This is a genomic window from Streptomyces sp. NPDC002676 (genome assembly GCF_053592455.1).
Genome location: NZ_JBSFVT010000001.1, coordinates 1,207,460 through 1,228,212, shown reverse-complemented (window position 1 = coordinate 1,228,212; position 20,753 = coordinate 1,207,460). Strand labels below are relative to the sequence as shown.

General features: G+C 71.6%; 18 protein-coding genes. 4 read left to right on the top strand and 14 right to left on the bottom strand.

Annotated features, from left to right (window positions below; genetic code table 11):
- The first annotated feature begins 36 nt into the window (after positions 1–36).
- Positions 37–918 (top strand): hypothetical protein, encoded by an 882-nt coding sequence (locus ACWD3E_RS05820; protein ID WP_451386262.1) that lies wholly within the window; start codon positions 37–39, stop codon positions 916–918.
- Between the two features lie 34 nt (positions 919–952).
- On the opposite strand, the gene ACWD3E_RS05815 is transcribed toward ACWD3E_RS05820, so the two are convergent.
- Entirely contained in the window at positions 953–2,392 is a 1,440-nt protein-coding gene (locus ACWD3E_RS05815; protein ID WP_451386261.1) for an MFS transporter, read from the bottom strand.
- A gap of 114 nt (positions 2,393–2,506) precedes the next feature.
- Here ACWD3E_RS05815 and ACWD3E_RS05810 point away from each other — a divergent pair, with 114 nt between their 5' ends.
- Positions 2,507–2,992: a MarR family winged helix-turn-helix transcriptional regulator gene (locus ACWD3E_RS05810; protein ID WP_451351549.1), complete on the top strand. Its 486-nt coding sequence runs from the start codon at positions 2,507–2,509 to the stop codon at positions 2,990–2,992.
- 26 nt (positions 2,993–3,018) lie between these two features.
- Here ACWD3E_RS05810 and ACWD3E_RS05805 read toward each other — a convergent pair whose 3' ends face one another.
- The 4 genes from ACWD3E_RS05805 to ACWD3E_RS05790 all read right to left on the bottom strand — a co-directional run bounded on the left by ACWD3E_RS05805 (position 3,019) and on the right by ACWD3E_RS05790 (position 11,114).
- Complete coding sequence (locus ACWD3E_RS05805; protein WP_451386260.1) at positions 3,019–3,744, bottom strand: vWA domain-containing protein; 726 nt, start codon at positions 3,742–3,744, stop codon at positions 3,019–3,021.
- A 185-nt stretch (positions 3,745–3,929) separates the two neighbouring features.
- A complete protein-coding gene (locus tag ACWD3E_RS05800; protein WP_451386259.1) occupies positions 3,930–5,393 on the bottom strand; it encodes a glutamate synthase subunit beta in 1,464 nt (487 codons plus the stop codon).
- Positions 5,386–9,981, bottom strand: coding sequence for a glutamate synthase large subunit (gene gltB / locus ACWD3E_RS05795; RefSeq protein ID WP_451386502.1), 4,596 nt, complete (start codon positions 9,979–9,981; stop codon positions 5,386–5,388). Before gltB ends, ACWD3E_RS05800 begins: the two co-directional genes overlap by 8 nt.
- A gap of 401 nt (positions 9,982–10,382) precedes the next feature.
- Entirely contained in the window at positions 10,383–11,114 is a 732-nt protein-coding gene (locus tag ACWD3E_RS05790) for a VIT1/CCC1 transporter family protein (RefSeq protein ID WP_451386258.1), read from the bottom strand.
- A 293-nt stretch (positions 11,115–11,407) separates the two neighbouring features.
- On the opposite strand from ACWD3E_RS05790, the gene ACWD3E_RS05785 reads away from it, so the two are divergent.
- Both ACWD3E_RS05785 and rbsK read left to right on the top strand, forming a co-directional pair.
- Positions 11,408–12,802 carry an ADP-ribosylglycohydrolase family protein gene (locus ACWD3E_RS05785; RefSeq protein WP_451386257.1) on the top strand — a complete coding sequence of 465 codons (1,395 nt, stop codon included), beginning with the start codon at positions 11,408–11,410 and terminating at the stop codon, positions 12,800–12,802.
- The gene (gene rbsK, locus ACWD3E_RS05780; RefSeq protein WP_451386256.1) at positions 12,799–13,698 is read left to right on the top strand and encodes a ribokinase; all 900 of its coding nucleotides are present in this window, start codon (positions 12,799–12,801) and stop codon (positions 13,696–13,698) included. The genes ACWD3E_RS05785 and rbsK overlap by 4 nt, the downstream gene beginning before the upstream one ends.
- A 78-nt stretch (positions 13,699–13,776) precedes the next feature.
- Here the strand turns inward: rbsK and lgt are convergent, their stop codons facing one another.
- The 9 genes from lgt to ACWD3E_RS05735 all read right to left on the bottom strand — a co-directional run bounded on the left by lgt (position 13,777) and on the right by ACWD3E_RS05735 (position 20,672).
- Complete coding sequence (lgt, locus tag ACWD3E_RS05775; protein WP_451386255.1) at positions 13,777–14,766, bottom strand: prolipoprotein diacylglyceryl transferase; 990 nt, start codon at positions 14,764–14,766, stop codon at positions 13,777–13,779.
- Positions 14,767–14,848: 82 nt separating this feature from the next.
- Positions 14,849–15,622: a DsbA family protein gene (locus ACWD3E_RS05770; protein ID WP_451386254.1), complete on the bottom strand. Its 774-nt coding sequence runs from the start codon at positions 15,620–15,622 to the stop codon at positions 14,849–14,851.
- A gap of 117 nt (positions 15,623–15,739) precedes the next feature.
- Positions 15,740–16,558, bottom strand: coding sequence for a tryptophan synthase subunit alpha (gene trpA / locus ACWD3E_RS05765; protein WP_451351557.1), 819 nt, complete (start codon positions 16,556–16,558; stop codon positions 15,740–15,742).
- Positions 16,555–17,838 carry a tryptophan synthase subunit beta gene (trpB, locus tag ACWD3E_RS05760; RefSeq protein ID WP_451386253.1) on the bottom strand — a complete coding sequence of 428 codons (1,284 nt, stop codon included), beginning with the start codon at positions 17,836–17,838 and terminating at the stop codon, positions 16,555–16,557. Before trpB ends, trpA begins: the two co-directional genes overlap by 4 nt.
- A gap of 68 nt (positions 17,839–17,906) precedes the next feature.
- Complete coding sequence (gene trpM / locus ACWD3E_RS05755) at positions 17,907–18,113, bottom strand: tryptophan biosynthesis modulator TrpM (protein WP_451386252.1); 207 nt, start codon at positions 18,111–18,113, stop codon at positions 17,907–17,909.
- Positions 18,114–18,135: 22 nt separating this feature from the next.
- Positions 18,136–18,945 carry an indole-3-glycerol phosphate synthase TrpC gene (gene trpC, locus ACWD3E_RS05750; RefSeq protein ID WP_451386251.1) on the bottom strand — a complete coding sequence of 270 codons (810 nt, stop codon included), beginning with the start codon at positions 18,943–18,945 and terminating at the stop codon, positions 18,136–18,138.
- Between the two features lie 134 nt (positions 18,946–19,079).
- On the bottom strand, positions 19,080–19,532 hold the full coding sequence (locus tag ACWD3E_RS05745) for a DUF2752 domain-containing protein (RefSeq protein WP_451386250.1): 453 nt from the start codon (positions 19,530–19,532) through the stop codon (positions 19,080–19,082).
- Between the two features lie 88 nt (positions 19,533–19,620).
- The gene (locus ACWD3E_RS05740) at positions 19,621–19,878 is read right to left on the bottom strand and encodes an HGxxPAAW family protein (protein WP_451386249.1); all 258 of its coding nucleotides are present in this window, start codon (positions 19,876–19,878) and stop codon (positions 19,621–19,623) included.
- 155 nt (positions 19,879–20,033) lie between these two features.
- Positions 20,034–20,672, bottom strand: coding sequence for a TIGR02234 family membrane protein (locus tag ACWD3E_RS05735; RefSeq protein ID WP_451386248.1), 639 nt, complete (start codon positions 20,670–20,672; stop codon positions 20,034–20,036).
- Positions 20,673–20,753: the final 81 nt, after the last annotated feature.

Here is a 20,753-nt window from a genome sequence, read left to right as displayed (position 1 = left end):
TGGAGAGGAGTTCCCGGCGTCTTTGGGGGTACGGACGTGGCGAACGGCGGACCGGTCGAGCACGGCTACCCGCATCTGGAAACGGTGCGGGCCGCCGTCACCGCGCTGTACAAGCGCCTGTCGTACGACACCGTGCAGGCCTTCTCGACCAGCGTGGCCCCCGCCGACGTGGCCTTCTGCGACACCGACGACCTGCATCTGGGGGCGCAGCGCGTGGCCCGGGAGATCGTCCGGCACTTCCGGCTGCCGGACGCCCGGCTGATCGTCGGCTTCCGGGAGATGACCCATGCGGCCAATGTCGAACTGGCGGCGGGGCCCGAGTACTTCGTGGAGCTGAACGACCGCTTCCGCACCCACCGCGCGGACATCGGCGCGGCCCTCGCCCACGAGGTGGCGCACGTCTACCTGCACCGCCTGGACCTCGCCTTCCCCACCACGGCGGAGAACGAGATCCTCACGGACACGGCGGCGACCTATCTGGGCGCGGGCTGGCTGCTGCTGGACGCCTACCGCGAGCACGGTGAGGCCTCCCAGAAGCTCGGCTATCTCACGCCGGAGGAGTTCGGGTACGTACTGGCCAAGCGGTCGCTGCTGTTCCACGAGGACCCTTCCGTGTGGTTCACCAGCCCACAGGCCTACACGGCCTACGAGCAGGGGATGGCGCGGGCCCGCCGGGACGAGCAGCAGCCGCCGCTGACCGCGGCCGGCTGGGCGGGCCGCCGCCGCTACGCCCACGACCGCCGCCATGCCTCCGGCGGCCCGCCGACGGCCCCCTACGCCTTCACCCCAGACCCGGCGGGCCACCTCCGCGTCTCCTTTCCCTGCCCCACCTGCCACCAGCGGATCAGGGTCCCGGTACGGGGGCGCGTCCGCGCGCGGTGCGGGTTGTGCAGGACGGTGCTGGAGTGCGACACCTAGGCCCTGTCGTCACATCCCCGCCTGCCCCGCGGTGTCAGCCGAGGTGCTCGGTCACCGCCCGCCGGGGCAGCGCAGCGCACAGCACCCCGCAGGCCACGAACACCCCCACCACCCACGGCATCGCATGGCTCAGCGCCCCCGTGAACCCCGACTGCACCCGCCCGAAGAACACCGTGCCGATCGCCGCCGCCCCCAGCGCTCCCCCGAACTGCTGAGCCGTGGAGAAGATCCCGGACGCCCCGCCGGCCAGCTCCCCCGGCACCGCCGACAGCACCACGTTCACCAGCGGCACCACCAGGAACCCGAGTCCGGCCCCGGCGAGCACCAGCCCCGGCACCAGCGGCCACGCCCCGGTGTGCACGGCCGGTGCGCCGTCGACGGCCGCCCACACCCAGCCGTAGCCGCCCGCCATCAGCAGCGCTCCGGCGCCGAGCACGAGCCGCCCGTACTTCACGGCGAGCCCGTCCGCAGCGGGCGCGGTCAGGAAGCCGCCGGCCGAGAAGGCGACCGTGAGCACCCCGGCCTGCATCGGCGTGTATCCCTCGCCGCCCTGCAGCCAGACCGCGAAGACCAGGAAGAAGCCCTGCATGCCGACGGAGAAAAGGAGCTGGACGAGGACGCCCACGGAGAACGCCGGGAGCCCGAAGGCCCGCGCCGGCAGCAGCGGGACGAGCCCGGGCCGGTCCCGCCGCGCCTCGTACACGCCGAGCCCGACGACCGCCACGACACCCGCGGCCAGGCACACCCAGCCCCACAGCGGCCAGCCGTTCTCGCGTCCCTGCACCAGCGGCAGCACGATCGCGACCAGTCCGCCGGCCAGCACCAGGCTCGCCGGCACGTCCGGCCGGCCCGCCGAGCGCTCACGCGTGGCCGGCACCAGCAGCAGCCCGGCCACGAAGGTCCCCACGGCCACCGGCACGTTCACCAGGAACACCGCCCGCCAGCCCCAGCCGAACAGGTCGGCGTCGGTGAGCACCCCGCCCAGCAGCAGCCCGACCGCCGAGGCGAACCCGGCGACAGCGCCGTACATGCCGAAGGCGGCGCCGCGCTCCTTGCCCTGGAACATCGTGCGGAAGGAGCCGATCACCTGTGGCATCAGCACCGCGGCCAGCACGCCCTGCACCGCCCGCGCGGCGATCAGCTGTCCCGGTGACTGGGCGATCCCGCAGGCCAGGCCGGCCAGTCCGAAGCCTGCCGTACCGGCGAGGAAGAGCGGGCGGCGGCCGAAGCGGTCGCCGAGGTGGCCGGAGACGATCAGCGCGGCGGCGAAGCCGAGCAGGTAGGCGGAGACCAGCCACTGGAGGTCGCCGGTCGAGGCGTGCAGATCGTGGCCGATGGACGGGATCGCCACGTTGACGATCGTGGTGTCCAGCAGGTCCATCAGGGCCGCGATCATCATGACGACGGCGGCGGCCCAGCGCCGCGGGTGCGACTCCGCCGCGGTGGGCGGGGACGTGGTGACAGTCGTGGGCATGGGGTCTCCCCTGCTCGGATTTATTTCGTTCGACCTAACGAAAGACTTGCACCGGCACGGACCCCCGCGCAAGTAGTTAGTTCGACCGAACGAAATTTTTGCTAGCCTGCTCCCATGAGCGAGCAAGAGCGGGACCGGACCGACGAAGCGGCGCGCGCCGAGACGTTGCAGCAGCTCATGGACGTGGGGCGGGCCCACAGCGGGGTGACGGTGATGTTCCATTCGGCCGTCGCCGCCAAGCAGGGGCTGAACGCCACGGAGGAGAAGACCCTCGACTACCTGCAGCGGGAGGGGCCGCTCACGGCGAAGGACCTCGCGGAGCTGACCGGGCTGGCGCCGGCCTCCGTCACGGGTCTGCTCGACCGGCTGGAGGCCAAGGGGTTCGTGCACAGGGTGAAGCACCCGACGGACAAGCGCCGGGTACTGGTCGAGCTGAACGAGGAGAAACTCGGCGAGCTGGCGCCGTTCTTCGAGGACTGGGCACGGGACATCGTCGAGGCCTGCGAGGAGTTCAGCACCGACGAGCTGAGGACGGTGATCCGCTTCCTCTCCGTCATGAGCGACCGGCAGCGCAAGGCCGCCGCCCGTCTGACCCGCTGACCGTCAGAGCATGGCCGGGCGACGGCTCAGGCCGGCCGTACGATGCCCGCGGCCCGTGCCGCCGTCAGCCAGCGGGGGAACTCGCCGACGAGTCGGTCGTACAGCTCGGTGTCGGAGACCCCGCGCGGGTCCTGGCCCGCGTGGAAGAAGCCGGCGTTGTCCACGACCCGCTTGCCCGGCACCGCCAGTTCGTCCAGCTTCCGCAGGAAGTCGAACTGGCGGCTGTCCGGGTCGCCGAAGCCGACGAACTGCCAGAACAGCGGGAGCTTCGCCGCCTTGCAGAGATAGCGTTCCGCGGCGAGCTTGTTGATCGGGCCGCCGTCGGTCTGGAAGACGACCAGGGCCGGTTCGCGGGCGCCGCTGTCCAGGTAGTGGTCGATGACGGCGTCCATCGCCAGGTGGTAGCTGGTCTTGCCCATGTGTCCGAGCCCGGCCGCGATCCGCTCGATACGGCCCGTGTGGCCGGCGAGCGCGATGTCGGTGACGGTGTCGATGTCCGTGGAGAAGAACACCACCGGCACCCGCCCGTCGTCGTCCAGGTGCGCGGACAGCCCGAGCACCCGGTCGGCGAGCGCCTGCACGCTGCCGTCCTTGTAGTACGGCTTCATCGAACCCGAGTAGTCGACCACCAGGTAGACGGCGGCCCGCAGGCCGTCCAGGCCGTGCTTGTGCAGCGAGACCCCCGCGGACCGGTACGCGCCGACGAGCGCGGGCGCGGTCTCCTCCACCTTGCGCAGACTGATCGCGGCCATGCCCCTGCTTCCCCCTCGCCTCGCGTGCCAGGAGCCCACCCTATGCGCCGCGTACACCCGCAAGAGGGTCCGAAAGGATCCCGGGAAAGGCGACGACGCCCGTCCCAGCCGTCCGGTCGGGGACATGGCGGGCAGGCGTCGTCTGTGTTCCGCACGCCGTTGTGCGGGACGTCTTTGAGGGGCCGTCAGACCGCCAGGGAGCGGTCCGTCGGGCGGATCGGGGCCGGCAGGTCGCTGGCTCCGGTCAGGAAGCGGTCGGCGCCGCGGGCGGCCGAGCGGCCCTCCGCGATCGCCCACACGATCAGGGACTGGCCGCGGCCGGCGTCACCGGCGACGAACACTCCCGGCACGTTCGTCTGGAAGTCGGCGTCGCGGGCGATGTTACCGCGCTCGTCGAGGTCCAGCGCGAACTGGTCCACCAGGCCGTTCTCCCGGTCGGTGCCGGTGAAGCCCATGGCCAGCGTCACCAGCTGGGCCGGGATCTTGCGCTCGGTGCCCGGCTTCTGGGTCAGCTTGCCCTCGACGAACTCGACCTCGGCCAGGTGCAGCCACTGCACGTTGCCGTCCTCGTCGCCCTCGAAGTGGGTGGTGGAGGCGGAGTAGATCCGCTCGCCGCCCTCCTCGTGGGCCGAGGTGACCTTGTAGAGGATCGGGAAGGTCGGCCAGGGCTGGTTCGTCGGGTGCCGGTCCTCGTTCGGGCGGGGCATGATCTCCAGCTGGGTGACGGAGGCCGCGCCCTGGCGGTGGGCGGTGCCCACGCAGTCGGCGCCGGTGTCACCGCCGCCGATCACGACGACGTGCTTGCCCTCGGCCGAGATCGGCGCGGTGACGTAGTCGCCCTCCTGGACCTTGTTGGCCAGGGGCAGGTACTCCATCGCCTGGTAGATGCCCTTGAGCTCGCGGCCCGGCACCGGCAGGTCGCGCGCGGTCGTGGCGCCGGCGGCGATCACGATCGCGTCGTACCGCTTCTTCAGGTCGCGGGCGTTGATGTCGCGGCCGACCTCGACACCGGTCCGGAAGCGGGTGCCCTCCGCGCGCATCTGCTCGATACGGCGGTTGATGTGCCGCTTCTCCATCTTGAACTCGGGGATGCCGTAGCGGAGCAGGCCGCCGATGCGGTCCGCGCGCTCGTACACAGCGACCGTGTGGCCCGCCCGCGTGAGCTGCTGGGCGGCGGCCAGGCCGGCCGGGCCCGAGCCGATGACCGCGACCGTCTTGCCGGACAGGCGCTGGGGGATCTGCGGGGCGACGTCCCCGGTCTCCCACGCCTTGTCGATGATCGAGACCTCGACGTTCTTGATGGTGACCGGCTGCTGGTTGATGCCGAGCACGCACGCCGACTCGCAGGGGGCCGGGCAGAGGCGACCGGTGAACTCCGGGAAGTTGTTGGTCGCGTGCAGGCGCTCCTGGGCGGCGGCCCAGTCCTCGCGGTAGGCGTAGTCGTTCCACTCGGGGATCAGGTTCCCCAGCGGACAGCCGTTGTGGCAGAACGGGATGCCGCAGTCCATGCACCGGCTGGCCTGCTTGCTGATGATCGGCAGCAGGGAGCCGGGGACGTAGACCTCGTTCCAGTCCTTGACGCGCTCACCGACGGGACGGGACTCGGCGACCTCGCGGCCGTGGTTCAGGAAGCCCTTCGGGTCAGCCATTGATCGCCGCCTCCATCATCTTCTCGGTGATCTCGGTCTCGGAGAGACCCGCTCGCTCGGCGGCGTCCTTGGCGGCGAGCACTGCCTTGTACGTGCTGGGGATGATCTTGCTGAACCGGGCCGCAGCCGCGTCCCAGTCGGCGAGCAGCTTCTCGGCGACCGTGGAGCCGGTCTCCTCGGCGTGGCGGCGCACCACGTCGTGCAGCCACTGCTTGTCCGCCTCGTCCAGCGCCTCGACCGAACCGGCGTTGCCGGCGTTGACGTTGTCGCGGTCGAGGTCGATGACGTAGGCGATGCCGCCGGACATACCCGCCGCGAAGTTGCGGCCGGTCGGGCCGAGGACGACCGCGTGACCGCCGGTCATGTACTCGCAGCCGTGGTCGCCCACGCCCTCGGAGACCACCAGCGCGCCGGAGTTGCGGACGCAGAACCGTTCACCGGTACGACCACGCAGGAACAGCTCGCCGCCGGTGGCGCCGTAGCCGATGGTGTTGCCCGCGATGGTCGAGTACTCGGCGAGGTGGTCGGCCGCGCGGTCCGGACGGACGATGATCCGGCCGCCGGACAGGCCCTTGCCGACGTAGTCGTTGGCGTCGCCCTCCAGGCGCAGCGTGACGCCGCGCGGCAGGAACGCGCCGAAGGACTGGCCGGCCGAGCCGGTGAAGGTGATGTCGACGGTGTCGGCGGGCAGGCCCGCGCCGCCGAACTTCTTCGTCACCTCGTGGCCGAGCATGGTGCCGACCGTGCGGTTGATGTTGCGGATGGCGACCTGGGCGCGCACCGGCTGTGCGGCGGTGGCGTCCGGGGCGGCCAGCGCGTCGGCGGCCAGCTTGATCAGCTCGTTGTCCAGCGCCTTCTCCAGGCCGTGGTCCTGGGCGACGACCTGGTGGCGGACCGCGCCCTCGGGCAGCGACGGCACGTGGAAGAGCGGCTCCAGGTCCAGGCCCTGCGCCTTCCAGTGGTCGACGGCACGGGTGACGTCGAGCGTCTCGGCGTGGCCGACGGCCTCCTCGATGGAGCGGAAGCCCAGCTCGGCGAGGATCTCGCGGACCTCCTCGGCGATGAACCGGAAGAAGTTCACGACGTACTCGGCCTTGCCGGCGAAGCGGTCGCGCAGGGTCGGGTTCTGGGTGGCGATGCCGACCGGGCAGGTGTCCAGGTGGCAGACGCGCATCATCACGCAGCCGGAGACGACGAGCGGCGCGGTCGCGAAACCGAACTCCTCGGCGCCGAGCAGCGCGGCGATGACCACGTCCCGGCCGGTCTTCAGCTGACCGTCGGTCTGGACGACGATGCGGTCGCGCAGGCCGTTGAGCAGCAGGGTCTGCTGGGTCTCGGCGAGGCCCAGCTCCCAGGGACCGCCGGCGTGCTTGAGCGACGTCAGCGGGGAGGCACCCGTACCGCCGTCGTGACCGGAGATCAGCACGACGTCCGCGTGCGCCTTGGACACACCCGCCGCGACCGTGCCGACGCCGACCTCGGAGACCAGCTTGACGTGAATCCGCGCCTGCGGGTTCGCGTTCTTGAGGTCGTGGATCAGCTGGGCCAGGTCCTCGATGGAGTAGATGTCGTGGTGCGGCGGCGGGGAGATCAGGCCCACGCCCGGCGTCGAGTGACGCGTCTTCGCGACCCACGGGTAGACCTTGTGGCCGGGCAGCTGGCCGCCCTCGCCGGGCTTGGCGCCCTGGGCCATCTTGATCTGGATGTCGTCCGCGTTGACCAGGTACTCGGAGGTGACGCCGAAGCGTCCGGAGGCGACCTGCTTGATGGCGCTGCGCCGCGCCGGGTCGTACAGGCGCTCCGGGTCCTCGCCGCCCTCACCGGTGTTGGACTTGGCGCCCAGCTGGTTCATGGCGATGGCGAGGGTCTCGTGCGCCTCCTTGGAGATGGAGCCGTACGACATGGCGCCGGTGGAGAAGCGCTTGACGATCTCGCTCGCCGGCTCGACCTCGTCGACGGAGATCGAGGGGCGGTCGGACTTGAAGCCGAACAGGCCGCGCAGCGTCATCAGGCGCTCGGACTGCTCGTTCACACGCTCGGTGTACTTCTTGAAGATGTCGTAGCGGCCGGTGCGCGTGGAGTGCTGGAGGCGGAAGACCGTGTCCGGGTCGAACAGGTGCGGCTCGCCCTCGCGGCGCCACTGGTACTCGCCGCCGATCTCCAGCGCGCGGTGCGCGGGAGCGATGCCGGAGGCCGGGTAGGCCTTGGCGTGGCGGGCGGCGACCTCCTTGGCGATGACGTCGATGCCCACGCCGCCGATCTTGCTGGCGGTGCCGTTGAAGTACTTCTCGACGAAGGCGTCCTCCAGGCCGACGGCCTCGAAGACCTGGGCGCCGCGGTAGGAGGCGACCGTCGAGATGCCCATCTTGGACATGACCTTCAGGACGCCCTTGCCGAGGGCGTAGATCAGGTTGCGGATGGCCTTCTCGGGCTCGATGTCCGACAGGAAGGTGCCCGCGCGGACCAGGTCCTCGACGGACTCCATCGCCAGGTACGGGTTCACGGCCGCGGCGCCGAAGCCGATCAGCAGGGCGACGTGGTGGACCTCGCGGACGTCGCCGGCCTCGACCAGCAGGCCCACGTGGGTGCGCTGCTTGGTGCGGATGAGGTGGTGGTGGACGGCCGCGGTGAGCAGCAGCGAGGGGATCGGCGCGTGCTCGGCGTCCGAGTGGCGGTCCGAGAGGACGATCAGGCGGGCGCCGTTCTCGATGGCCGCGTCGGCCTCGGCGCACATCTCCTCGATGCGCGCGGCCAGCGCCTCACCGCCGCCGGAGACCCGGTACAGGCCGGACAGGGTCGCGGCCTTGAAGCCGGGCATGTCGCCGTCGGCATTGATGTGGATGAGCTTGGCCAGCTCGTCGTTGTCGATGACCGGGAACGGCAGCACGACGGACCGGCAGGAGGCGGCGGTCGGGTCGAGCAGGTTGCCCTGCGGGCCCAGCGAGCTGCGCAGGGAGGTGACCAGCTCCTCGCGGATCGCGTCCAGCGGCGGGTTGGTGACCTGCGCGAACAGCTGGGTGAAGTAGTCGAAGAGCAGACGCGGGCGCTCGGACAGGGCCGCGATCGGGGAGTCCGTGCCCATCGAACCGATCGGCTCGGCACCGGCCTTGGCCATCGGCGCGAGGATGACGCGCAGCTCCTCCTCGGTGTAGCCGAAGGTCTGCTGGCGGCGGGTGACCGAGGCGTGGGTGTGGACGATGTGCTCGCGCTCGGGCAGGTCGCCCAGCTCGATCTCGCCGGTCTCCAGCCACTCGGCGTACGGCTGCTCGGCGGCGAGGGCCGCCTTGATCTCGTCGTCCTCGATGATGCGGTGCTCGGCGGTGTCGACGAGGAACATCTTGCCGGGCTGCAGGCGGCCCTTGCGGACGACCTTGGCCGGGTCGATGTCGAGGACGCCGACCTCGGAGCCGAGGACGACGAGGCCCTCGTCGGTGACCCAGTAGCGGCCGGGGCGCAGGCCGTTGCGGTCGAGCACGGCGCCGACCTGGGTGCCGTCGGTGAAGGTGACGCAGGCGGGGCCGTCCCAGGGCTCCATCATCGTGGAGTGGAACTGGTAGAAGGCGCGCCGGGTCGGGTCCATGGAGTCGTGGTTCTCCCACGCCTCCGGGATCATCATCAGCACGGAGTGCGGCAGCGAACGGCCGCCCAGGTGCAGGAGTTCGAGGACCTCGTCGAAGGAGGCGGAGTCGGAGGCGTCCGGCGTGCAGACCGGGAAGATCCGCTCCAGCTTCTCCTGGGGGCCGAACAGGTCCGAGACCAGCTGCGACTCGCGGGCGCGCATCCAGTTGCGGTTGCCCTTGACGGTGTTGATCTCACCGTTGTGCGCGACGAAGCGGTACGGGTGCGCGAGCGGCCACGACGGGAAGGTGTTCGTGGAGAAGCGCGAGTGGACGAGGGCGATCGCCGAGGCGAAGCGGCGGTCGGACAGGTCCGGGAAGAAGGGCTCCAGCTGGCCGGTGGTCAGCATGCCCTTGTAGACGATCGTGCGGGCCGAGAGGGACGGGAAGTAGACACCGGCCTCGCGCTCGGCGCGCTTGCGCAGCACGAACGCCCTGCGGTCCAGCGCGATGCCCTCGCTGGCGCCGTCGGCGACGAAGATCTGCCGGAAGGCCGGCATGGTGGAGCGGGCGGTGGCGCCGAGCAGTTCGGGGGCGACCGGGACCTCGCGCCAGCCGAGGACGGTGAGTCCTTCCTCGGCCGCGATCGTCTCGATCCGCGAGACGGCGTCCTCGGTGCCCTGCTCGGGCAGGAAGGCGATGCCTACCGCGTAGGAGCCCGCCGCGGGAAGGTCGAATCCGGCCACCTCGCGGAAGAAGGTGTCGGGTACCTGGGAGAGGATGCCCGCACCGTCGCCGGAGTCCGGCTCGGAGCCGGTGGCGCCACGGTGCTCCAGGTTGCGCAGAACAGTCAGCGCCTGCTCGACCAGCGCATGGCTCGCCTCGCCGGTGAGGGTGGCCACGAAACCGACGCCACAGGCGTCCTTCTCGTTGCGGGGGTCGTACATACCCTGCGCAGCAGGGCGAGCATCCATGAACGACCAGTTCTGGCCATTCGCGGAATGCTGGGACGGCTGGCGCGGCGTACGCATCGGCTCTCCCGTCGTCGTCATGTGGCAAATGCTGTGCCGAGGGACGACGTTGGCCCTCTGCGTGGAGTGCGAAATTTCGTGCAGGTTACATGATGGAGTCATTCTCGGGAAGTGGATACCCCGTTCCAACATGCGGACACCGCGGGGTCGCGGCAGGGCGCCGCGGGGTCACGGCGGAGTGCCGCGCACAGGCGGCGGAAGTATGTGGAGGCCGTCCAGAACGAGATCGGTCGGATCGGTGTCCGTCGGCCCGAAGGGCCGGGGTGAGCTTCATCGCCCACCCCGAGGGGTGCGGCGGGCGTCATTGCCCACAGCGCTTACGGCTCATGCCCGGTGGCAAAGCAGTCGAAACCAGCGAGTAACGGGTACTTATGCGGCCCATCGCATAAGTACCGGTCGATCTATCCTACGGCCGTTCCGAACAGGCTGCCCAGGAGAAATGTCACACCGGCCGCCGCACCGCCGAGCGCGAGCTGCCGCAGCCCGCTGTACCACCAGCTCCGCGCGGTCACCCTGGCCACGACGGCACCACAGCCGAACAGCCCGGCGAGCGCGAGCAGCACGGCCATCCAGAGTGCGCTCGCCCCGAGCAGATACGGCAGCAGGGGCAGCAGAGCGCCGAGCGCGAAGGAACCGAAGGAGGAGACGGCGGCGACCAGTGGCGAGGGCAGATCGCCGGGGTCGATGCCCAGCTCCTCGCGGGCGTGGATCTCCAGGGCCTGCTCGGGGTCCTTCGACAGCTGGCGCGCGACCTCCCGCGCCAGCTCCGGCTCGACCCCGCGGGCCACGTAGAGCGCCGCCAGCTCCCGCTCCTCGTCCTGCGGGTGCTTGCGCAGCTCGCGCCGTTCGACGTCGAGTTCGGCCTCGACGAGTTCGCGCTGCGAGGCGACGGAGGTGTACTCACCGGCGGCCATCGAGAAGGCGCCCGCGGCGAGCCCCGCGAGACCGGTCAGAATGATCGTCTGCTGACTCACCGAACCGCCGGCCACACCGGTCATCAGGGCGAGGTTGGAGACCAGGCCGTCCATCGCACCGAAGACGGCGGGGCGCAGCCAGCCGCCGTTCACATCGCGGTGCGTGTGGTTGTCACGGTGCGCCACGTGCAGCGCGGCCTCGGTGTCGAGGATGGCCATGAGGGGTCCCCCAGGAAAGCTTAGCCAAAGCTAACTTTGGACGAGTTCTACTTTTCAACAACGCCAAAAGTACGCTCATAATTTCTCCGCCGCCAGCAAGGAAAGGCTGGGCTAACCTGCGGCTTTACCTCTCCATGCCCCTTCGTGCCCCCTCTCGGGGGACACAGCCCCAAAACGTCCCCAACCGGCCCGGCCGGGGGGATGATTCGGTGCATGACGCCCACATGCACGACGCTCGAAGGAGACGACAGCAGCGGGTCCTCGCCCGCGTCCGAGCGGCCGGGGAGCCTGCCATGCTCCGCCTGAGCTGGGTCCAGCCGGAGGACCTGCTGGGCCATGAACTCCGCCAGGCCCGGCTGGACGGCCGCGAACCGTCGGCGATCGAGGCGCGCTGGCGGGCGGCGGGCGGCCCCGACGCCCCGCCGACGGCTGGAGCGTCGGCGCACCGGGCCTCCCGGTACCTTCGCCTGCTGGCGGACGACCTGCTGGACGAGCTGGCCGACCTGCCCAGCAGGCTGGCGGACGACGAGCCGACGGATCTGACGGCCATCAAGGCCGCCTGCCCCGACTGGCCCGCCGCCGGGTCCGCCACGGCCCCCGCCGCCCGGTCCGCCGCGGCCGTCTCCTCCTTCTCCCCCCTCGCCCTGGAGGCAGCGTGGCTCGGCCGGGCCGCCGGCTGCCTCCTCGGCAGACCTGTTCAGGCGCTCCCCCTGGACGGCATCCGCGCCCTCGCCCGGGCGGCCGGAGACCGGCCGCTGAGCACGTGGTTCACCGCGCAGGGCGTCCCCGGGGACCTGCTCGCCCAGTACCCCTGGAACCGCCGCTCGGCCGCCACCTCCCTGGCCGAGAACATCGACGGCATGCCCGAGGACGAGGACCTCGACCACACGCTCCTGGGCCTCCTGCTGCTCCAGCGGCACGGAAGGACCTTCACCACCGCGGACGTCGCCCGCCTCTGGCTCGACGAGCTCCCGCCCGGCCGCACCTCCACCGCCGAGCGCCTCGCCCACCGCAACCTGCTCTGTGGCATCGAGCCCCCGCACACCGCCCGCCACCGCAACCCGTTCCGCGAGTGGACCGGCGCCCTGATCCGCGCCGACGTCCACGGCTGGACCAACCCGGGCGACCCGGCCGCCGCGGCCGAGCAGGCACACCGCGACGCCGTCCTCACCCACACCGCGAACGGGGTCTACGCCGCGATGTTCACGGCCGCCACCCTCGCCGCCGCGGCCACGGGCACCTGCGACGTCCACGCCTGCCTGCGCACCGGCCGCACGGTGGTCCCGCCTCGCTCCCGGCTGGCCCAGGCGATCGACCTCGGCATCCGGCTGGCCGGACAGCACGGGGACTTCGACGAGGCCGTGGACGCACTCCACGACCGCTACGCCGCCACCCACCACTGGCTGCACGCCCTGCCCAACACCGCCCTGATCGCCGCCGCCCTCACCCACGCGGACGGCGACTTCACCGGCTCCGTCTGCCGTGCGGTCTCGGGCGGCTGGAACACCGACTCCAACGGCGCGACCGCCGGGAGCGTCGCCGGCCTGCTCGCGGGCGGACCGGCCGCACTGCCCCACCACTGGCGGGCCCCGCTCAAGAACCGGCTCGCCACCACCGTCGCCGACTTCGACGGCACCGGCTTCGACGCCCTCGCCCACCTCACCCACCTGGAGGCGACCCGCCCATGACCCATATCGCCGTGCTCGGCAGCACCAACATGGACCTCGTCACCTACGTCACCAAGGCGCCGCAGCGCGGCGAGACCGTGACCGGACGGGAGTTCCGCACGATCCCCGGCGGCAAGGGCGCCAACCAGGCGATCGCCGCGGCCCGCGCCGGCGCCACCGTGTCGATGATCGGTGCGGTCGGCAACGACTCCTTCGGCGTGCGGCTGCGCGACACCCTGGAGCACTCCGGTGTGGACACCGACTTCCTGCGTACGGTCGAGGGCCCCTCCGGCACCGCGCACATCGTGGTGGACGACGAGGGCGGAAACTCGATCGTCGTCATCCCCGGCGCGAACGGCACCGTCGACCACCTCTCCCCCGGCGACGAGGGCGTCCTCGCCTCCGCCGACGCCCTGCTGCTGCAACTGGAGATCCCCATGGCCGCGGTCGTCGCGGGCGCGCGGGCGGCGCGCCGGCACGGCGTCCGTACGGTCCTCACCCCGTCCCCCGCCCGGCAGCTGCCGCCCGAGCTGCTCGCCGCGACCGACCTGCTGGTGCCGAACGAGTACGAGGCGATCACCCTCACCGGCCGCACCGATCCGCGCGAGGCCGCTGCCGCCCTGCTGGAACTGGTCCCGGAGGTGGTGATCACTCTCGGGGCGACGGGCAGCCTGTACCTGGCGCGAGGCACCGAACCCCTGGTGGTGCCGGCGCCCCAGGTGAAGGCCGTGGACTCAACGGGCGCGGGCGACACCTTCGTCGGCACCCTCGCCGTGGCCCTCGCCGAGGAGAAGCCGGTACGGGAGGCCCTGTCCTGGGCGGCGGCGGCTGCGTCCCTGTCCGTGCAGCGGGAGGGCGCGTCGGCGTCCATGCCGTACCGGCCGGAGATCGAGGCGCAGTACAGCAGTCACGGGTGACCGCGCCCGCCGATGCCGAGGGCGCCCGTCCGCTTCGATGTGCGGCTCCGGGCGCCCTCAGTGTCGTACCAGGCAGCGTCAGCTCTTCTTGGTCGCCGACTCGGCCTCGTCCTGTGGCTCGGCCACCTCGGGCTCGGCCTCCGCTTCGTCCTTCTCGTCCTTCGCCTCGGCACCGGTCTCCTCGGCACCGGCCTCACCGTCGGAGACGGTCTCCGTCTCACCGCCGGAGGCAGCCCCGGCGGCACCGCCGGCGACGCCCGGCTCGACCACGGTCTCCCGGCCCGGACGCAGCTTCGAGGACACCACGATGTACGTCACCGCCAGCAGGAACACGACCAGCGCGGTCCAGTCGTTGAGGCGCAGGCCCAGGATGTGGTGGGCGTCGTCCACGCGCATGTACTCGATCCAGCCGCGGCCCACGCAGTACGAGGCGACGTACAGCGCGAACGCCCGGCCGTGGCCCAGCTTGAAGCGGCGGTCGGCCCAGATCACGAGGAGGCCGACGCCGACGCACCACAGGGACTCGTAGAGGAACGTCGGGTGGTAGTAGCCGGGCACCCGGCCGCCCTCGGAGGAGGTGATGTGCAGCGCCCAGGGAACATGCGTCTCGCGCCCGTACAGCTCCTGGTTGAACCAGTTGCCCCAGCGGCCGATGGCCTGCGCGAAGGCGATGCCGGGCGCGACGGCGTCGGCGTACGCGGGCATCGGGATGCCGCGGCGCCGCGCGCCGATCCAGGCGCCGAGCGCACCGAGCGCGATGGCGCCCCAGATGCCCAGGCCGCCCTGCCACACCTTGAAGGCGTCCACCCAGTCACGGCCGTCACTGAAGTACAGCTCGTAGTCCGTGATCACGTGGTAGAGCCGGCCGCCGACCAGGCCGAACGGCACGGCCCAGACCGCGATGTCCGCCACTGTGCCGGACTGGCCGCCGCGGGCGATCCAGCGCTTGTTGCCGAGCCAGACGGCGACGAAGACGCCGATGATGATGCAGAACGCATAACCGCGCAGCGGAATGGGACCGAGGTGGATCACCCCGCGCGACGGGCTGGGAATGTAGGCAAGTTCCATGGCAAGGTCGACGCTACCGTGCCGGGCCAGGGGGACGGCAAGCTGCCCGGCTACGGGTCGATAACGGGGACGCGAGAAACGCTTACCCGCGGTTGGCCGCCTCCACCATCTGCTTGAGCTTGGCCGGGGTCATCGTCTGGTCCTGGAAGATGTTCTTGCCGCCCAGCAGAACCGCGGGCGTGCCGGTGAAGCCGCCGGCCCGGAAGGCCGCGTTCGACTTGCTCACCCAGCTGTCGTGGGTGCCGTCCTTGACGCACTTCTGGAAGGCAGGGGTGTCCAGGCCGTCGACCTTGCCCGCAAGCTCGATCAGCTTCGCGTTGTCGGCGAAGGCGTCGTCGGTCTCCTTGGGCTGGTTCTGGTACAGCACGTCGTGGTAGTCGCGGAACTTTCCGGCGTCCTGGGCGCAGGCCGCGGCGTTGGCCGCGCGCAGGGAGCCGCTGCCGCCGAGGTTGCCGTCGATGAGCCGGACCAGGTGGTACTCGACTCTGAGCTTGCCGGCGTCGGCCAGTTCGTGGAGTGTCGGGCGGTACGCCGTCTCGAAGGCCTGGCAGGCCGGGCAGCGGAAGTCCTCCCAGACCGTGAGCGTCGACTTGGCGCCGTCCTTGCCGACCGGGATCGCGAGGCTGTCCTTGCCCTGCGCGCCCGAGGGTGCCACGGTCGGGCCCGCGCTCTTGCTCTTCTCCTTGCCGGCGTTCGCGGCGACCACGCCGATCACCGCCGCGAGGCCCAGGACGCAGACCACGCCGGCACCCACGATCAGTGCACGCCGACGCTTCTCCGCGGCCTTCTGCTTCTCGCGCTCGACCGCCATCCGCTCCCGGGCGGTGCGCTTTCCGTCACGGTTCTTCTCGCTCACACCCCCAGAACGAACCGGGGAGGCGCAGCGCGCCTCCCCAGCCCGAGGTCCACCCGTTCGAGTGACCGAATATTCCGTTGTGAACGACTACAGGCGACTACGGATGGTTGGCGGCGATTACGCCTGTCCGCGCACGCCCTTCGCCAGCTCACCGGCGAGCGTGCGGACGTCCTCCAGGCCGGAGGCGTGGTCCGGGGCGTCCAGCATCCGCTTCACGAACGCCGAGCCGACGATGACGCCGTCCGCGAAGCCGGCGACCTCGGCGGCCTGGGCCGCGTTGGAGACGCCGAGACCGACGCACACCGGCAGCGCGGTGCCGGTGGCCCGGGTGCGCTCCACCAGGTCCTGGGCCTGCGCGCCGACGGATGCGCGGGTGCCGGTGACGCCCATCAGCGAGGCGGCGTAGACGAAGCCGCTGCCCGCCGCGGTGATCTGGGCGAGCCGCTCGTCCTTGCTGCTGGGGGCGACGACGAAGGCGGTCGCGAGGCCGTGCTTCTCGGCATGCTCCCGCCACAGGGCCGACTCCTGCACCGGCAGGTCGGGCAGGATGCAGCCCGCGCCGCCGGCCTCGGCCAGTTCGGCGGTGAAGCGCTCGACGCCGTAGCGGTCGATGGGGTTCCAGTACGTCATGACGAGCACCGGCTTGCCGGTGGCCTGGTGCGCCTCGCGGACCGTACGCATCACATCGGCGATCTTGACGCCGCCGCGGAGGGCGATGTCGTCGGCGGTCTGGATGACCGGGCCGTCCAGGACGGGGTCGCTGTGCGGCAGGCCGACCTCGACGACGTCGGCTCCGCCGTCGAAGACGGCCTTGATCGCCTCGATGCCGCCGTCCACGGTCGGGAAGCCGGCCGGGAGGTAGGCGATGAGCGCGGACCGGCCCTCCGCCTTCGCGGCGGCGAGCGTGTCGGTCAGCAGCTGGATGTTCCCGCTCACTTGGCGTCCCCCTCGATCTCGGCCGTGTCGGCTTCGTTGGCGGCCACCTCGGCGTCGGTGTCGTAGAGGCCGAAGTAGCGGGCGGCGGTGTCCATGTCCTTGTCGCCGCGGCCGGACAGGTTGACCACGATCAGCCCGTCCTTGCCCAGCTCCTTGCCGACCTCCAGGGCGCCGGCCAGGGCGTGGGCGCTCTCGATGGCCGGGATGATGCCCTCGGTGCGGGACAGCAGGCGCAGGGCCTGCATGGCCGCGTCGTCGGTGACGGCGCGGTACTCGGCCCGGCCGCTGTCCTTGAGGTAGGAGTGCTCGGGGCCGATGCCCGGGTAGTCCAGACCGGCCGAGATGGAGTACGGCTCGGTGATCTGGCCCTCCTCGTCCTGGAGGACGTACGAGCGGGAGCCGTGCAGGATGCCGGGCTCGCCGGCGGTGAGGGTGGCCGCGTGCTCGCCGGTCTCCACGCCGTGGCCGGCCGGCTCGCAGCCGATCAGGCGGACGCCCTCGTCGGGGATGAAGGCGTGGAAGAGGCCGATGGCGTTGGATCCGCCGCCGACGCAGGCGACGGCGGCGTCCGGGAGGCGGCCGGCGCGCTCCAGGAGCTGGCGCCGGGCCTCGACGCCGATGACCCGGTGGAAGTCGCGGACCATGGCGGGGAAGGGGTGCGGGCCGGCGACGGTCCCGAACAGGTAGTGGGTGTGGTCGACGTTCGCGACCCAGTCGCGGAACGCCTCGTTGATGGCGTCCTTGAGGGTCCGGCTGCCGGACTTCACGGCGACGACCTCGGCGCCGAGCATGCGCATGCGGGCCACGTTGAGGGCCTGGCGCCGGGTGTCGATCTCGCCCATGTAGATGGTGCAGTCGAGGCCGAAGAGCGCGCAGGCGGTGGCGGTGGCGACGCCGTGCTGACCGGCGCCGGTCTCGGCGATGACCCGGGTCTTGCCCATCCTCTTGGTGAGCAGGGCCTGGCCGAGGACGTTGTTGATCTTGTGGGAGCCGGTGTGGTTGAGGTCCTCGCGCTTGAGGAACACCCGGGCGCCGCCCGCTTCCGCGGCGAAACGGGGGACCTCGGTGAGCGCCGACGGGCGGCCGGTGTAGTTGACGAGCAGGTCGTCCAGCTCCCGGGCGAACTCGGGGTCGTGCTTGGCCTTGTCGTACTCGACGGCCACCTCGTCCACGGCGGCTACGAGGGCCTCCGGGATGAACTTGCCGCCGAACGCGCCGAAGTAGCCCTCGGCAGTGGGGACTTGACCCTGTGGATCAGGGAAGAAGAAGTTGCTGGGCATGCGGATACCTCACGGTCGGTGCCGAAGAAAACACGAATCGCCGTGGGGGCGGAGCTTGTCGAGCGACCTCAGGCCGTCTGTGGCTGGTCGCGCAGTTTCCCGCGCCCCTTCAGGGGGCGCTGCCATCGACGTCCGTTGACCTGCCCAGGTTCGTCACCGATGACGTAACGAACGCGACGACCGTGGACGCGCCTCGCCGGGGCGCGGCAGCCTCTCGGGCGGCAGCCGCGCGCCAGGCCGGCGTAGCGGTCCAGGGTCGTCACGGTGAGAGTCATCGGGGCACAGCCTAGCGGGAGTTCAGCTCCGGCCGTGCCGCAGTGCGGGGTGCTCCCCCGCGGCGACCAGGTCGGCGACCGCGGCCTTCGGGTCGCGTCCGGTGACGAGGGACTCGCCGACCAGGACCGCGTCGGCGCCCGCGTTGGCGTACGCGATCAGGTCGTGCGGACCCCGGACGCCGGACTCGGCGACCTTGACGATGCCCTCGGGGATCTCGGGGGCGACGCGCTCGAACGTCCCGCGGTCGACCTCCAGTGTCTTCAGGTTGCGCGCGTTGATGCCGATGACCTTGGCGCCCGCGGCCACGGCCCGCTCGACCTCCTCCTCGTCGTGCACCTCGACGAGGGGGGTGAGGCCGATGGACACGGCACGCTCGATCAGCGACTCCAGGGCCGGCTGGTCCAGCGCGGCCACGATCAGCAGCGCGAGGTCGGCGCCGTACGCCCGGGCCTCCCACAGCTGGTACGACGTGACGATGAAGTCCTTGCGCAGGACGGGGATGTCCACGCGGGCGCGGACCGCCTCCAGGTCGGCCAGCGAGCCGCCGAAGCGGCGCTGTTCGGTGAGGACGGAGATGACGGCCGCGCCGCCCGCCTCGTAGTCCGCGGCGAGCCCGGCCGGGTCGGCGATCGCGGCCAGCGCGCCCTTGGAGGGGCTGGAGCGCTTGACCTCGCAGATCACCTTGACGCCGTCGCCCTTGAGCGCGGCCACGCCGTCCTTGGCGGCGGGCGCCTTCGCCGCGCGCTCCTTGAGCTCGTCGAGGCTGACACGCGCCTGCCGCTCGGCAAGGTCGGCACGGACTCCGTCGATGATCTCGTCGAGCACACTCACGCGAGCGGCCCCCTTCCAGACGGTGGTTCCTTCAGGTTTTGAAAACCCGTGGTCACTGCGATGGTATCCGCAGGACGGCGATGGCCTCTCATCCGGCCGACGGCGGTCCCACTACCTGGACGTTCGCCGGTTGATCAAGGATGCAGCCAGCCACCGAACGGCAGGTTCCGGACAGCGGTGAAGGCCAGGAACAAGGCCCCGGCGGCCCACAGCTGCACCGGCCCGAGTTCCCACCGCGACGGCCGGCCACGCACCGCACGGACCACCCAGACGGTCCACAGCACGGCGAAGAGCGGATAGCCGGCCACGGCCAGCGCGTTGTCGTGCAGCGCGGTGAGGAAGTCGCCGTGGACGAAGGCGTGCGCGCTGCGCAGTCCGCCGCAGCCGGGGCAGTACAGGCCGGTGAGCCGGTAGAGGGGGCACACCGGGTAGTGGCCGGGCTCGTTGGGGTCGACGGTGCCGACGTACGCGAAGGCCCCGGCGACGGCCGCGAGCAGCCCGGCCGGGACGGCGAGCCGCGCCCACACGGGGGCCGGCGGAGGGGGGCTGAGCGCGGTGGTGCGACTCTCGGCGTTCACGCCTCGCATTCTGCCCGTCACAGGCCCCGCACGCGCGCGAGGGGCGGCCCCGCACCCGGAAAGGTGTGGGGCCGCCCCTCGCGGGAAGCTCTGTCGCTCAGCTCTCGGCGGCAACCGGCTCGGGGGTCGCGACGGGGGTGCGCACGACGGCGTGCGTCTCCTCCTTCGGCATACCCATGCCCATGGCGCTCATGGCGGCGCCCACGACGCCGCCGATGGCCACGATCGCCAGCCCGGCCCAGAAGCCCAGCGGCTGGGCCATCACCGTGAAGGCGCCCGAGACGCAGAAACCGATGAAGACGATGGTGACACCGGTCCAGGCGGCCGGGGTGTGACCGTGGTTGCTGCCCGCCATGACTTGCTCCTCGTTGCTTGTGTGAGTCGTAGCGCGTTTCCGAGCCCGTCCGCCTGTCCGAAGCCGGACGCTCATCACTCATTGTCCCGTACGCGTGAGCGCCCCGGACGCGGGGGTGGCGTCTGATTCGCCACACCCGCGGCACGGGCCTGCGCTCAGGCCCCGGTCGGGTCCTCCCCGCGGTCCAGGGCCTTCCACATCTCCTCCGGCCGCTCGGGGTCGGCCGGGCGGGCCGTGCGGCGCGGGCGGTCGCCGCCGCGCTCGTAGCGGCCGGACATGGCGGGCCACAGGCTGCCGTAGCGCAGGGCGAGCAGGCCGGCGAGGAGGATCAGGGCGCCGCCGACGGCCGCGACGTACGGCCAGCCGGTGTGGCTGAGGGCGTGGACCGCGGCGGAGCTGTCGCCGGTCGTCCGGGCGGCCTTGTCGTCCAGCGCGGAGCTGTCGGAGGCGCCGACGAGGGCGGCGGCGACGGTGCCGGCGCCGGAGAGCGCGAGCAGCAGGGCGACGGCGAGGCGGCCGGCCTTGCGGACGGCGAAGACGGCGACGAGCGCGGCGAGGCCCACTATGGCGAGGGCCGCGGGGACGCCTGTGACGTCGCTGCCCTTGGCGGTCAGCGGGAACGCGCCCCCGGCCACCGTCGCGCTGCCCGCCGACCAGCGCTGCCGGGTCGCGAGCAGCGTCACGGCCGCGCCGAGCGCACCGCACAGGAGGGCGAGGGCGAGGCTCCGGCGGCCGGACCGGGCGGGTGCGGCGGCTTCGGAACGGGAGTGAGGTACGGCAGTCACGTACCCCACTATCGCTTGAACCCCGGGCGAACCGTCACCCGGGTTCCGGTCAAGCCATGGTCGCACCACGTTTGACTCATGGCGTCCTCC

What these genes read in the sequence shown, in the direction of transcription:
- ACWD3E_RS05815 (WP_451386261.1), bottom strand. Translation starts at nt 2,392, where the DNA reads ATGCCCACGACTGTCACCACGTCCCCGCCCACCGCGGCGGAGTCGCAC.
- ACWD3E_RS05810 (WP_451351549.1), top strand. Translation starts at nt 2,507, where the DNA reads ATGAGCGAGCAAGAGCGGGACCGGACCGACGAAGCGGCGCGCGCCGAG.
- ACWD3E_RS05805 (WP_451386260.1), bottom strand. Translation starts at nt 3,744, where the DNA reads ATGGCCGCGATCAGTCTGCGCAAGGTGGAGGAGACCGCGCCCGCGCTC.
- ACWD3E_RS05800 (WP_451386259.1), bottom strand. Translation starts at nt 5,393, where the DNA reads ATGGCTGACCCGAAGGGCTTCCTGAACCACGGCCGCGAGGTCGCCGAG.
- gltB (WP_451386502.1), bottom strand. Translation starts at nt 9,981, where the DNA reads ATGCGTACGCCGCGCCAGCCGTCCCAGCATTCCGCGAATGGCCAGAAC.
- ACWD3E_RS05790 (WP_451386258.1), bottom strand. Translation starts at nt 11,114, where the DNA reads ATGGCCATCCTCGACACCGAGGCCGCGCTGCACGTGGCGCACCGTGAC.
- ACWD3E_RS05785 (WP_451386257.1), top strand. Translation starts at nt 11,408, where the DNA reads ATGCTCCGCCTGAGCTGGGTCCAGCCGGAGGACCTGCTGGGCCATGAA.
- rbsK (WP_451386256.1), top strand. Translation starts at nt 12,799, where the DNA reads ATGACCCATATCGCCGTGCTCGGCAGCACCAACATGGACCTCGTCACC.
- lgt (WP_451386255.1), bottom strand. Translation starts at nt 14,766, where the DNA reads ATGGAACTTGCCTACATTCCCAGCCCGTCGCGCGGGGTGATCCACCTC.
- trpB (WP_451386253.1), bottom strand. Translation starts at nt 17,838, where the DNA reads ATGCCCAGCAACTTCTTCTTCCCTGATCCACAGGGTCAAGTCCCCACT.
- trpM (WP_451386252.1), bottom strand. Translation starts at nt 18,113, where the DNA reads ATGACTCTCACCGTGACGACCCTGGACCGCTACGCCGGCCTGGCGCGC.
- ACWD3E_RS05745 (WP_451386250.1), bottom strand. Translation starts at nt 19,532, where the DNA reads ATGCGAGGCGTGAACGCCGAGAGTCGCACCACCGCGCTCAGCCCCCCT.
- ACWD3E_RS05740 (WP_451386249.1), bottom strand. Translation starts at nt 19,878, where the DNA reads ATGGCGGGCAGCAACCACGGTCACACCCCGGCCGCCTGGACCGGTGTC.